This is a genomic window from Butyrivibrio sp. NC2002 (assembly GCF_000702265.1).
Classification (GTDB): domain Bacteria; phylum Bacillota; class Clostridia; order Lachnospirales; family Lachnospiraceae; genus Butyrivibrio.
The window spans coordinates 408,396-421,438 of the sequence record NZ_KL370880.1 but is presented as its reverse complement, the minus strand read 5'-3'; the positions used below and the strand labels follow the sequence as shown (position 1 = coordinate 421,438).

Below are 13,043 nucleotides of genomic sequence, written 5' to 3'. Positions count from 1 at the left end.
AATAGGAATTTCGGAGGAACTTCCTATTCAAAAAAATGCCATAGAGTGGTTTTATCCACCCTATGGCATAGGTCATTAAAGTATTTATTTATTCAAATTATTTATCTGAATTTTTTACAGTCTGCTTCTTTGCGATTTTCTTGCTTACTGCAACACCGCTTCCAACAACTGCTATTCCGAGAAGTCCAAGCATCCAGTATAATCCTTTGTTTACAGGGATAGAATCTGACTTAGCAGTTTCCTCGTCTTCGATATTTACTGTTTCAGCATTGTCTTCAGTTTCTTTTTCAGTTGTATTCTCAGTAGCTGCTTCCTCTTTTACTTCATTTTCAGTCTCATCAGCTTCTGCATCCTCTGTAGCTAATGCTTCTGCATCTTCCTTAGTCTGATCATTTGATGCAGCCTTAACAACCATTGTGTTACCTGCAGGTGATCTTCTTGCGCCAAGTACTGCAGCTTCTTCTGCATTATTTTCTGACTCTGTCACATTGCCGTTATCAGCATTTGAAGCTGACTCTGTGTTCTGAGCCTGGCTGTTTGATACTGATACATTTTCTGCAGCACTATCATCACCGTTTTCATCTGAAGCTGCTGCCTGTGATGAGCTTTCATTCTTAGAAGAGTCTGTCTTCTTTTTCTTCTTTGAAGAATCATCCTTGCTGCTGTCTGAATTGTTGTTATCAGAGCTGTTGCTATTGTTGTCTGCGTTGTTTGCCTGCTGGCTGTTTTCACCGTTTGTCTTTGTAAGTTCGTTTTTCTTCTTATCAAGGTCATCTTTTGCTTCGTTTAACTTCTTTGTAACCTCGTCTTTTGCTTCGTTAGCCTTCTCAAGATCATCAGCAGCTTCCCCTAACTTTCTCTCAAGTTCCTCAAGCATATTCTTGTCAGGATCTACAACCGCGTCGCCAACTGTTGTTGTTCTCTTTTCCTTATCGATAGCGTTCTTGAGCTCATCAACTCTCTTCTGAGCTTTATCTACTGCATCCTCAGCAGCCTTAGCAGCCTTACCTAACTCTTCGTAAGCAGCTTTTGCCTTCTCAAAATCATCTTCGGCTTTAATCTTTGCATCAGATACAGTTTTCTTCATATCTTCAAGTGAATCAGCAGCTTTATCTGCCTCTGTTTTCTTATTCTTTGCAACGTCTTTTGCATCAGATGCCTTTTCAGCAAGTTCAGATGCTGTTTTCTGTGATCTGTCTGCAGTATCTTTTGAAGCATCGGCAAGCTTCTTAAGTTCATCAGCTGTATCCTGAGCCTTACCTGCTTCGCCCCTCGCAGCCTTTGCATCAGCATCCTTTGATTTTGCTGTTTCCTGTGCTCTTTTTGCTGTAGCAGCTTCTTCATCTGCTGCATTCCTAAGCTCATCTACAGTTTTCTTAAACTCATCAGCATTCTGCTTAGCATTATCTGCGTCATTCTTGAGATCATCTGCTCTCTTTTTTGAATTAGAAGATGTTGTCTCTGCGTCACTTGCAATATTCTCAAGCTCTGATGCAGTTTCTGAAGCTTTGTTTGCTTCTGACTGTTTTGCAACATATTCGCCCTTCTTAGATGCTGCAGCTTCCTGAGCTGTTTCGGCTACTGAAAAAGCATTGGCATACTCTGTTTTTCTTGCATCTGCTGTCTTATTTGCTTCTTCAAGCTTGCCCTGTGCATCACTTAAGTCGCTATTATATTTCTTTTCAATGTCCTCTAATGCTGCTTTTTTGATGTCTGCTGCTTCTCTTGCTGTTTTTGCATTTGAATTTGCATCGCTTACTCTCTGCTTAGCAGCCTCTCCGTCGGAAATATCTTGTTTTGTCTCTTCATCCACTTTGGTAGCAGTTGCAGCAGTTTCATCTGCCTTCTGCTTTAAAGAGATGTATTCATTCTTTAATTCACCGCTATTTATAAATAAAGAATCATTTTTACGGGATCCAGGATCATTATTTTTTTTCTCAAAAACTGTTATAGAGTTCTTATAAGTATCAAAATTAAAATAGTGGTCTATTCCATTTATCTTAACTCGTAAGTAATGATAATCGCTTCCGCCCCAATCAAAGAAATCTTTTTCTATATTTTCAAGGTCTATCACTGTGTCAGGATCAAGCTGTTTAAAATAGTAGCAAACTATATCAAGCGCTATATCAGCATTATAATAGGCTGCCAAAAGTCCACTCGCCAATGAACTACCTGCAACTTTTATTGCATATTCCTCAGCTTTATCATTGTACTTATTGTCAAACGCATCCTTTGCATCTTTTGCCGCTTTATCAGCTTCACTCTTTCTATTAGCTGCTGCGTTACCTTTACTAATGGTATCCTTTTCAGCTTCAGCTATTTCAGAAGCTGTTTGTTCTGCCGCAGATGCGTTTTCATCCAATCTTTCATATGCTGACTTAGCTTTATTGTACTCACTTTCAGGGTTAGTCGCATTTTCTTTAAGTTCTGTGATTTCTTTTTCAATCTCCCCTGCAGCTTTAGCAGCTTCATCTGCAAGTGTCTTAGCATCATCTGCCTTTTTACTGAGTTTATCTGCTTCGCTCTTTGCCGTATCTGCAACGCCTTTAGCTTCATCAGCTACTTTCTTCTTGTCTTCGGCAGTTTTCCTTGCATTATTAGCTGTATTTCTGGCAGCATCTGCCTTTTCCTTAAGATCATCTGCTACCTTCTGAGCTGCATCTGCCTCATCTTTAGCATCCTGAGCCTTCTTATCGAGATCCTTGGATGTTCCTTCTGCTCTATCAGCTGTGTCTGCAGCAGCATCCGCCTTCTCTTTCAGATCATCTGCTGTTTTCTGTGCATCTGCAGCATCCTGCTCAGCCTTGTCAGCCTTCTTGTCAAGAGCATCAGCTGTTTCCTGAGCTCTTTTAGCTGTCTTCTGGTCGGCATCTGCTGTTTCCTTAAGTTCATCTGCTGCTTCCTGTGCCTTATCAGCAGCATCCTGTGCAGCCTCTGCTTCAGCATTTGCCTTTGTAAGAGCTTCATCAGCTTTTTTCTTTGCATCTTCTGCTGCCTCAAGCTGCTTATCTGCAACATCATCTGCAGATTTTTTTGCTGCCTTTGCTTCCTCAAGAGCCTTATCAGCTGCTATGCGGAGCTGTTCAGCTGCCTTCTTTGCGTTATCAAGATTGGTCTTTGCTGTTTCAAGATCACTTGAAGCATTGTTCTGAGCTTCTTCGTACTTCTTCTTTGCAGCTTCTACTTTTTCAAGTGCTGCTTCATAATTCTTCTTGCTGTCATTATACTTATTAAGCGCTTCGTTACATGCTGTATTAGCTTTTTCAGCAGCCTTTGATGCCTCATCATATGCTGAAGTTGCTTCGTCAACTGTTGAAGCATTGTTTATCTTCTGTTTCTGCTCATCGATTTTCTTTTCAGCTTCAGAAACAGCATCTTTGTAATCACCTGCTGCATTGTTTGCGTCTTCCTGAGCATTCTTTGCTTCTGCCAGAGCACCATCAACATCTGCAGAAGCATCGCTTATAGCCTGTACATTCTCCTGTACCTTATCTCCTGTAGGAAGATTGGAAACTGCCTCTGTGAGGTTTTCCATTGCACCTTCGATTTCCTCTGCTGTTGTTTTTGCAGCTTCTGATGTATTCTCTGCTGCGCCATTAACTGTGTTATCTTCTGCTGTAGAACCTTCGCCGCTTTCATTATTTGCTTCTGATGCTGCGTTTTCCTCAGCAGGAGCAGATGCCTGATTTGTAACCTCTTCTGCTTCAGTATTTGTTGTTGCAGTTTCTGCTACAGGAGCTTCTTCGGTATTACTATCTTCTGATGTTGTCTCTTCCTGCTTTACTTCTTCCTTAGGAAGATTTTCTACTGCTTCTTCAACCTTGCCGGCTGCGTCATCAATATTATTAACGGCATTTCCGTATTCCTCTGCCATTTTTTCTGCACTTGTATCTTCAATACTCAGTGTATTTGAATCTTCTGTTGTATCAGTTATCTCCTCAGCCATTACCGCTATGGGATTCATCATCATAGCTGCGCTAAGTCCAAATGTTGCTGTTTTGATCAGGTACTTGTTGATGTTATTTCTTTTCATATTTAAAACCTCTTCGTATCACAAAACGATTTATATTTGTCTTATAAGAGGATTATATGATATATTATTTCAGAAAAAAGCGCTGAAAATGAAACGATTATTTCAAAACTCGTACTTGACTTATTTCCGTTTCTATGAAAGAGCCTATTTTCCTGTAAGTTCCCCGCAAAATCCGCAAAGGTTTACATTCTTTAATTTTCTATTAACTATTTCTTTAGAAATGATTAATTCGGGCTTCCAGCGCAGTCTACATCTACGTTTGCAGGAAACCCGAATCTTGAAAAACTACCTGTATTTTGCTTTAAACCCTGGCTATGGCATCGTCAGGAATGGGACATACATATCCCTCTTTTGTCCTTTCTTTGAATTCTTCGTTTGCTTCTTTTAGTATCTGATCATGTTCATATAAATCTATTGCCGTTGCGCACAGTACCTTGCCTGCGTGCAGTTCCGCCTTGTGTCCGATAGACGATCCGCCCGAAGATACATTCTGCCAGCTATGTCCGGGACATCCGTTTGGCCATGCAGCCACATGGATCTGAAGTGTCGGGCACTGCCAGCTGACGTCTCCCACGTCTGTTGATCCCGGCTCAAATGCATCTTTTGTAAAATGAGGAAGGAGGAAATCATTCATAGCTCTCTCAAAGGCACATTCCGCAGCTTTCTTCTTTTTCAAAGCTTCAATCTCTTTTTTATATTCAGGATCAAAAGGAGTTCCAAGTCCCGGAATACCATCATGTTCCTCATAGGTATGTGCCAGTTTTTTGGCAAATTCAAACTCATCATTTGTATATGTGGGAACACCTAATTTCTCGAAGTTTTTATATGCAACCTCTTCAAGAGTCCTGTTTGTCACTGTATCAGAGAGGCCATCTACGAACTCCCTTGTAAATGTAGTCTCAGTCATAAGAGCAGCGCCTTCTGCTATTTTGTCAACTCTCTTTTGCAGTTCAACCGCTTCTCCTACATGATTTGCCCTGACCATATAAAGTACCTGTGCATTTGACTGAACAACGTTGGGGCTGACTCCACCCGCATCTGTTATTGCATAGTGTACTCTTGCCCTGTCACTCATGTGCTCTCTCAAAAACTGAACGCCTATGTTCATGAGCTCTACGGCGTCAAGAGCACTTCTTCCTTTCTCAGGAGTAGCAGATGCATGTGAAGCTATTCCATGAAAAGTGTATCTCACCTGAATGCATGAGTTTGAAGAACCTGTCACAACTTCGTTGCAGTCCTCTGGATGCCAGGTAAGAGCAGCATCTATCTTCTTCCACTCTCCGTCTCTTGCCATGAAAGCCTTAGACGCGCAGCCTTCTTCTCCGGGACATCCGTACAAAATAACTGTACCTTCTCTTCTGCTCTCCTCGAGATATTTCTTTATTCCGAGTGTTGCCGCCATAGCGCCTGCCCCAAGCATATTGTGACCGCAGCCGTGTCCTGCATCCTCACCGGTTCCTTCTTGAGAAATATATATTTCTTTTTCAGTACAGGCTCTTTTCTGGGCAAGTCCTGACAGAGCATCGTATTCTGCAAGAATACCTATTACAGGTTTCCCTTTTCCGAACTTTGCACGAAAAGCTGTAGGAATATTGCAAATTCCTTTTTCAACGTCAAATCCCTCTTTTTTCATAACTTCACAGTACAGGTCACAGGATTTATATTCCTTTAATGAAAGCTCAGCATATTCCCATATCTTATCAGACACTTCTGTTACAAGATCTTTTTTGTTCTCAATTTCTTTTATGGCGAGTTCTTTTAAACCTTCAATATCATCAGGTGAATTTATTTTATTACTGTCCATTTAGCCCTCCGTTTTTTACTATAATGCACAAAGGAACTGCCGGGATAATCCATGCAGTTCCTCTCTTCATTTATAATACTTTCCCAAGAAATTCCTTCAATCTGTCACATTTAGGATTTTCAAAAATATCTTCGGGAGTTCCCTGTTCAAGCAGTTTTCCGTCTGCCATGAAAAGAACCCTGTTTCCTACTTCTCTTGCAAATCCCATCTCATGCGTAACAACAACCATCGTCATTCCTTCTGCCGCAAGTTGTTTCATAACATCGAGAACTTCGCCTACCATCTCAGGATCCAGTGCTGATGTAGGCTCATCAAAGAGCATCACCTCGGGTTCCATCATGAGCGCTCTCACTATTGCAATACGCTGCTTTTGTCCCCCGGAAAGCTGTATCGGATAAGCATCAGCTCTGTCTTCAAGGCCAACCCTCTTAAGGAGCTCCATGGCTTTCTTTTTAGCTTCTTCCTCCGGAACATGCTTAACCTTCATCGGTGCAAGGATCATGTTCTGCATAATTGTCTTGTGCGGAAAAAGATTAAAGTGCTGAAATACCATGCCCATTTTCTGTCTGTGGACATCTATATCGATTTTTTTCCACTTGCCGTTTTCATCCTTGAATTTCTTCTTGGTTATATCGACATCATCAAAAAGTATCGCACCGCCTGTGGGCTCTTCAAGGAGATTGAGCGATCTGAGGAATGTTGATTTTCCGCTTCCGGAAGGACCTATGACAACCATGACATCGCCCTTATCTATCTCAACACTCACTCCGTCAAGTGCCTTGATCTTGCCGCCATTATAGTGCTTTTCAAGATCTGTTATCTGAATAAGTTTATCTCTTGTCGCCACGGCTCATCCTCCTTTCAAAATATGCAATGAGCTTACTTGTAGGGAAGCACAGGCAGAAATAAATTGCTGTTGCAACAAGCAGTGGCTCAATGATAATGAAAGTTGCACCTCTTACCGCATTGACTGCAGACATAATGTCCTGAACACCGATTGTATAAGTAATAGCAGACTCCTTGATGATAACTACGAATTCGTTTGCTATTGCGGGAAGGATGTTCTTTATCGCCTGAGGCAGAATAATGTATCGCATATTCTGGAACTGACTCATGCCAAGTGATCTGGCAGCTTCAGTCTGTCCCTGGTCGATCGACTGAATTCCGGAACGCATGATCTCACACAGATAAGCACCGGAGTTCATTCCCAGAGCAACAACTCCGGGGAAAAATCTTTCAAACTTAATGAATCCCAGAAATGTAAAGTTCGGAAGTTCAATAAGTGCTCCAAACACGCCGTAATAGATGATCGCAACCTGCACAATAACAGGTGTTGATCTAAGTATCTCTACGTATGCTGTTGCAAGGAAACTCAAAGGGTTAAATTTACCTATTGCAACACCAAGACCGCTTTCCTTCTGATGCCCCTCCTTATCAAGTCCAAGAAAAGCAAATGGATAACATCTGGACATTCTCATGGCAGAGAGGATAAGAGCGAGCACAAAACCTATAGCAACGGTAAAAAGAGAGAGCATTACCGTTACAAGGATTCCCTGCCAGAACAATGTCATGTATGGAGTTAGTTTTGAAAAATTCTCTATTTTAATAAAGCTGTCCATAAATTAGTCCTCTAAAAGACCTTCTATAATTTCTCCGCTTGCCTGCTCATTGGCTGTAGCTACGAATTCATCCATTTTTCCTGAATCAATAGCGCTCTTTATTGCTTCGTTTACCGCATCCTTAAGTGCTGTGTTGTCCTTGGAAATACCAACTGCTGAACCCTCTGCTCCGTCATAAGGAACATCAAGTACTACGCAAAGCTCAGGATAGTTCTTGGCATAACTTTCAGCAACAGCAGTTTCGATATATGCACCATCAAGCTTGCCTGCAAGAAGCTCTGCAACTATATCTGTTACCTTGGTAAGCTGAATGATATCTGCATCAGGACTGTTTGTCTGCGCAAGATCAACCTGGATAGAACCTGTCTGAGCACCTATCTCATACTCAGCATTGTTTGTATCCTCAAGACTTGTGAACTTGTCCTTGTTTGCCTGAGTGCATACAAATGACTGTCCGCCTTCATAGTAAATATCTGAAAAGTCCATGATAGATTCACGCTTCGGATCCGGTGAAAGACCAGCAAGTCCAAGGTCAACAGATTTGGTCTGAAGCTCCATAAGAACACCGTCAAAGTCAACCGGTACAACCTCAAGCTCAAGGCCAAGGTAATCAGCAATGTAGCCGGCAAGAGCAATGTCAAAACCAGCAAGCTGAGGTGTTCCCTCATCATCTACTGCATAGAACTCATAGGGAGCAAAATCAGGTGATGTTGCTACTGTAAGCTTTCCTTCTGTTACTGTTGAGATCTCTGCCGCTGTGCCTGCTGTCTCTGTATTCTCCTCAGCTTCTGATTCCTCTGTACTCTCTGCCTCTGCTGCGTCCTCAGTGCTCTCAGCCTCTGCTGCATCTTCTGTACTCTCAGCCTCAGTAGTTGTGCTCTCTGCTTCATTAGATGCTGTATCTGCGGATGATCCTCCACAAGCTGTCATACTAAATACCATAACACCTGTCAAAATAGCTGCGATAAGTTTCTTCTTCATAATGTTCCTCCTTAAAATATTCATATATGCAATGTATTATGCATAAATATTCATTTCTTTAATATTTTATACATAATAATACACTTGATGTATTTTATCAACCCCCTAAATTAAAAATAATCAAGAAATTACTTTCATAATAATTACCATACCATATTCCGTTAATTAATATTGTAAAAAGTGTATAAAAAATTCCCACATCCTTAACAGGTATCGCTAAGAATGTGGGAACTATTGTAAATATTGTCACATACAATATTTATCCACAAAATGAAAAAAACGCCTGCAAAACAGACGTTTCTCTCATCCTTAATTATTATAGAGGGAACTATATAATAGAGGAAATCATTTGGGACTTTATTATCTCACAAAGTATGTCACAAAAGTGTCACATGATTCAAAGCCGCATAAATAAGCCATTTCCATGTCATTATGATTCTTTATCACATGGTTTTGCACAAAAAATTAGAAGTCTTCTTCTGACATCTGAACCAGTTTTCCCAGAGTCATTTCTCCCCAGCTATACTGGGACATATATTCTCCTGCAAATACATACTGGGCCTTTTTGCCCTCCAGAAACATAAAATAGTCACACACAAAATAGTTCCTGTCTATTCCGGCAGCTCCCCTTCTTCTTATAAGAGCATCGCCTACTCCCTGATCGGAAAAGACTCTTTGCATGTCAGCAAAAAGATTTCTTAAATATGAGCCATGGCTTCCTGCATCAAGCTCATCCATCCACAGATATTCCATTATCTGATCGAAAGTCCTCATTGCCCCGTTAGCATCTATAAGGACTGCGAGCAGTTCCTTAGTTTTGCTGTATGCAAACTCAACCGGTTTGCCATCTACCCCGAACACTTCAAAATTGCCGAATGTACGAATGCGCATCTTCTTTTCAAGACTTTCTTCCACAGGATATCTTAGATGTTCAAGCGCATCTTTTACTTTTCCTGCTGTAACCGGTTTTAAAATATACCCACTAGCATATAAAGAAAAAGCATCCTGCATAAATTCAGAGTAACCGGTAACAAAAATGATATTTATCCTCGAATTAAATTTCTGAAGCTCTTTTGCCACTTTTATTCCATTTTCGCCGCGCATCTCTACATCAAGAAAAGCAATATCAGGAATAGATTTTTTCAGATATTCTATAGCATCTTCTCCACTTTCAAATCCTTCCACTTCAATCGATGGATCTGCCTTTTTTATAGCATTCAAGCACCCCTCAAGTGCAAGATATTCATCATCAACCGCTATAGCTTTCATATTACTTACTCCTGTCTAACGACCTAAGGGATACCGCTTGCGGTAGGTTCCTTAAGTCAGTCCACTGTTTTTATAATTGGTTTGACACTACCCTCACATTTTTAGGAATCCTTACTACTGCCTTGGTTCCCTCATTATCCTTACTTTCAATCTGCAGATTTCCGCCTGCCATCATTGCTAATCTCTCTCGAAGATTTTTAAGTCCCACGTGAAGTGATTCGTCATTTTTTAGCTTCTCCATGTCAAATCCCACACCATCATCTCTAACCTCGATAACATAATTGTTTTCTTCTGAATATGTGGTGATAATTATTTTTCCGCCTTCTTTTCTGTTTTGTATACCGTGCTTTACAGCATTTTCAACCAATATCTGAATGGTAAGCGGCGGAACCCTGAAATTGTCTTCCTGGATGCAGTATTCGACTTCAAGCTTATCTCTGAATCTCATTTTCTCAAGACTCACATAGTTTTCAACGTGACTTAGTTCTTTGCTAAAAGGAATGTTTTCTTCCTGCTCAAGACTGTTCAGGTTGGATCTTAAGTACTCTGCAAAATTACCTATTGCTTCCTGAGCCTGTTCTGCGTCCTTGTCGCAGAGGACATATATGGAATTAAGAACATTATACAAAAAGTGTGGTTTTATCTGACTAAGCAGGATTTTTATCCTGTCTCTCTCTATTTTATCCTGCTGCTTTAAGATACGTGTTTCCTGCTCGTATTGAATTGTATTATTCATAAGTATAAGTGAAAGAAGGATCATAAATGGCATATATTCAGGTCCCGGATATATTTCCCTCAAAATAACGCCAAGAAGAGGAAGAATCATGAATGAACCCAGGATAATTCCATTCTTTTTATCCACACTTTTTCTGTATTTAACAGCAAAATAAAACGGCTCAATGATCAGAAGATATCCCCCAACCTGCCCCAGCGTATATAAAGGGCCAGGGATAAACTCGTCTCCGTCAAAATAAAGTATCATCCCGTTAAATGCAGAAATCAGCCACGCGAATGCATAGATCACCGTTACCGGAACCGTATAAAAAGCAGTTTTTACCTTTTCTCCGCAGAATCCCGAGATATAATCCGCAGAATAATACACAAATGTGCATAAAAAAACATAATATGCAAAATAATATACCGCATACGAAATATCACAAAGAATGATCATCAGCTTACGGTCCTGAATAAAAAAGTGAAATCCATGCGCAAGAATAATGGACAAGATCATTATTCCCTCGTAAAGGAGCAGTTCATAGAAAAAACGCCTTTTCCCTTTTCTTATGGTATTTATCCTGGCATCTCCTATCAGTTTAATTATGCATACCAGCAAAGCATACAGCCCAACTGCTATATTTAGGATATCCATGTTTTTGCTCATAATCTTCCCTTATCCATTCGCTTTATCTTAGATTCCTGTTTTCCCTCAAAAAAACGGAGCCCATACTTATATTACGATAATATTCTATTATTATTTTGGAAAAATCACAATTAATGCTAACATACTCTTGCAAGATACATCTGTGTATTTATGACAAAAAAGTTTTTAAGGGGACTTCTATCTTATGAAGGGTTTTAATTTAAAAAGAAAAATTTCTCTGATCAAGGATTTTTCCGCTGATATGCAAAAGAAAAATATAGATATTCTCTCTGCAAGTACTGCTTTTTTCCTGATCTTATCGCTTATTCCGCTTCTGATCCTTTTGGCATCAACACTTCTGTATACTCAGGTCACAGAGGATTTTCTGATTGAAACGGTACTTGAGCTTACTCCGGATTTTGTAAACGATACCCTCATTCAGATGATAAGCGAAGCCTATGAAAAGACTATTTCCACTATTTCAATATCTGCTTTTGTCACAATCTGGGCAGGTGCACTTGGAATGCTTGCACTTATCCGTGGATTGAACAACATATATGAAGTTGTCGAGCACAGAAATTATTTTCTTGTAAGACTGATAGCAACACTTTATACGATTTCCCTCATTGCAATCATACTCATAATGCTGGTTCTTTTGGTATTCGGAAACATAATAAAGATGTTCCTGATTCATACATTGCCTCATTTTTCAAGTACGATCATCATTCTATCTCATTTTAAGTATCTGATAATTATAGGCATTGCCACATTATTGTTTGCACTGATCTACACCTATGTCCCGAACATAAGGCTCAGATATATACACCAGATTCCGGGTGCATTTTTCTCTGCTGTGGTATGGTACTTTTTCTCATGGCTGTTTTCTATCTATGTAAATAACATCAATAACTACAGCCTGTACGGAAGCTTATCTACTCCGATAATCATAATGTTCTGGCTATATTTTTGTATTTATATCTTCTTTATCGGAGCATTTATTAATCACTTTTTACGTCAGCGAAACATAAATATCTTTAGAAAAGTCATAAATCTTTTCAAAAAATGATCACTATAAATCCAGTATTTATGGGGCTTTAATGACTTTTCTAAAAAAAAATAAAAAAAATTCAAAAATAATGTTGACAATAATCGTATATGCATTATATAATTCTACTTGCGTTACGGGTCCGGCAGTGAACAGAACGCTTCCAAGACGGGGTGTGGCTTAGCTTGGTAGAGCGCCTGGTTTGGGACCAGGAGGTCGCAGGTTCGAATCCTGTCACCCCGATTTAGCAGTAACGTAAACCAAAGAATCGTGCGGGTGTAGTTCAATGGTAGAACACCAGCCTTCCAAGCTGGATACGTGGGTTCGATTCCCATCACCCGCTTTCATTATGCGATAAAACATAATGAGAGCTTTTATTTTTTATTCAGTATGTGTCCGTAGCTCAGCTGGATAGAGCAACGGCCTTCTAAGCCGTGGGTCGGGGGTTCGAATCCCTTCGGGCACATTTTCAGATTTAAGGATCTGTTCCTATTATATCTGGGTAGTATGGTGGGTATGGCGCAGTTGGTTAGCGCGCCAGATTGTGGTTCTGGAGACCGTGGGTTCGAGTCCCACTATCCACCCTGTTTTTATTAAAGGGCATTTAACTCATTTATTTTTTTTGATTTTTGAGTTATCATTTAAGGAGCACATCTGCTGTGTATGATGGGCTATCGCCAAGCGGTAAGGCACAGCACTTTGACTGCTGCACTCGTGGGTTCGAATCCCGCTAGCCCAGTTTTTGATATATCACTGCTCTGCAGTTTATATATATGAGATACTAGCTCAGTTGGTAGAGCACTTGACTTTTAATCAAGTTGTCGTGGGTTCGATTCCCACGTGTCTCATTAGAAGGGGCTGTCGCACTAAGAAATTAATTAGTGCAAGGCCCCTTTTTTGTATGCGAAAATACTGTATCTTCCTTGTATCAT

General features: G+C 40.3%; 8 protein-coding genes and 6 tRNA genes. 7 read left to right on the top strand and 7 right to left on the bottom strand.

Translation table 11 applies throughout. The annotated features are described in order from the left end of the window. Positions 1 to 97: 97 nt before the first annotated feature. The 7 genes from T543_RS08955 to T543_RS15255 all read right to left on the bottom strand — a co-directional run bounded on the left by T543_RS08955 (position 98) and on the right by T543_RS15255 (position 11,087). A complete protein-coding gene (locus tag T543_RS08955; protein WP_035767681.1) occupies positions 98 to 4,033 on the bottom strand; it encodes an alanine-zipper protein in 3,936 nt (1,311 codons plus the stop codon). Between the two features lie 301 nt (positions 4,034 to 4,334). Further along, positions 4,335 to 5,837 (bottom strand): M20 family metallopeptidase, encoded by a 1,503-nt coding sequence (locus tag T543_RS08950; RefSeq protein ID WP_051638655.1) that lies wholly within the window; start codon positions 5,835 to 5,837, stop codon positions 4,335 to 4,337. A gap of 70 nt (positions 5,838 to 5,907) precedes the next feature. Further along, complete coding sequence (locus tag T543_RS08945) at positions 5,908 to 6,684, bottom strand: amino acid ABC transporter ATP-binding protein (RefSeq protein ID WP_035767680.1); 777 nt, start codon at positions 6,682 to 6,684, stop codon at positions 5,908 to 5,910. Next, positions 6,668 to 7,456, bottom strand: a complete 789-nt coding sequence (locus T543_RS08940) for an amino acid ABC transporter permease (protein ID WP_035767677.1) — start codon at positions 7,454 to 7,456, stop codon at positions 6,668 to 6,670. Before T543_RS08940 ends, T543_RS08945 begins: the two co-directional genes overlap by 17 nt. 3 nt (positions 7,457 to 7,459) lie before the next feature. Next, positions 7,460 to 8,437 (bottom strand): transporter substrate-binding domain-containing protein, encoded by a 978-nt coding sequence (locus T543_RS08935; RefSeq protein ID WP_051638654.1) that lies wholly within the window; start codon positions 8,435 to 8,437, stop codon positions 7,460 to 7,462. Between the two features lie 465 nt (positions 8,438 to 8,902). Continuing rightward, positions 8,903 to 9,706 (bottom strand): response regulator, encoded by an 804-nt coding sequence (locus tag T543_RS08930; RefSeq protein ID WP_035767675.1) that lies wholly within the window; start codon positions 9,704 to 9,706, stop codon positions 8,903 to 8,905. A gap of 70 nt (positions 9,707 to 9,776) precedes the next feature. Then, entirely contained in the window at positions 9,777 to 11,087 is a 1,311-nt protein-coding gene (locus T543_RS15255) for a sensor histidine kinase (RefSeq protein ID WP_051638653.1), read from the bottom strand. Positions 11,088 to 11,271: 184 nt separating this feature from the next. Between T543_RS15255 and T543_RS08920 the strand changes: the two genes are divergently transcribed. The 7 genes from T543_RS08920 to T543_RS08890 all read left to right on the top strand — a co-directional run bounded on the left by T543_RS08920 (position 11,272) and on the right by T543_RS08890 (position 12,959). Further along, positions 11,272 to 12,132, top strand: a complete 861-nt coding sequence (locus T543_RS08920; protein ID WP_035767673.1) for a YihY/virulence factor BrkB family protein — start codon at positions 11,272 to 11,274, stop codon at positions 12,130 to 12,132. A gap of 148 nt (positions 12,133 to 12,280) precedes the next feature. Then, positions 12,281 to 12,354 (top strand) — tRNA-Pro (locus tag T543_RS08915). 29 nt (positions 12,355 to 12,383) lie between these two features. After that, positions 12,384 to 12,454 (top strand) — tRNA-Gly (locus T543_RS08910). A gap of 49 nt (positions 12,455 to 12,503) precedes the next feature. Then, a tRNA-Arg gene (locus T543_RS08905) sits at positions 12,504 to 12,577 on the top strand. 44 nt (positions 12,578 to 12,621) lie between these two features. Then, positions 12,622 to 12,695, top strand: a tRNA-His gene (locus tag T543_RS08900). A gap of 83 nt (positions 12,696 to 12,778) precedes the next feature. Continuing rightward, positions 12,779 to 12,850 (top strand) — tRNA-Gln (locus T543_RS08895). 36 nt (positions 12,851 to 12,886) lie between these two features. Beyond that, positions 12,887 to 12,959, top strand: a tRNA-Lys gene (locus tag T543_RS08890). Positions 12,960 to 13,043: the final 84 nt, after the last annotated feature.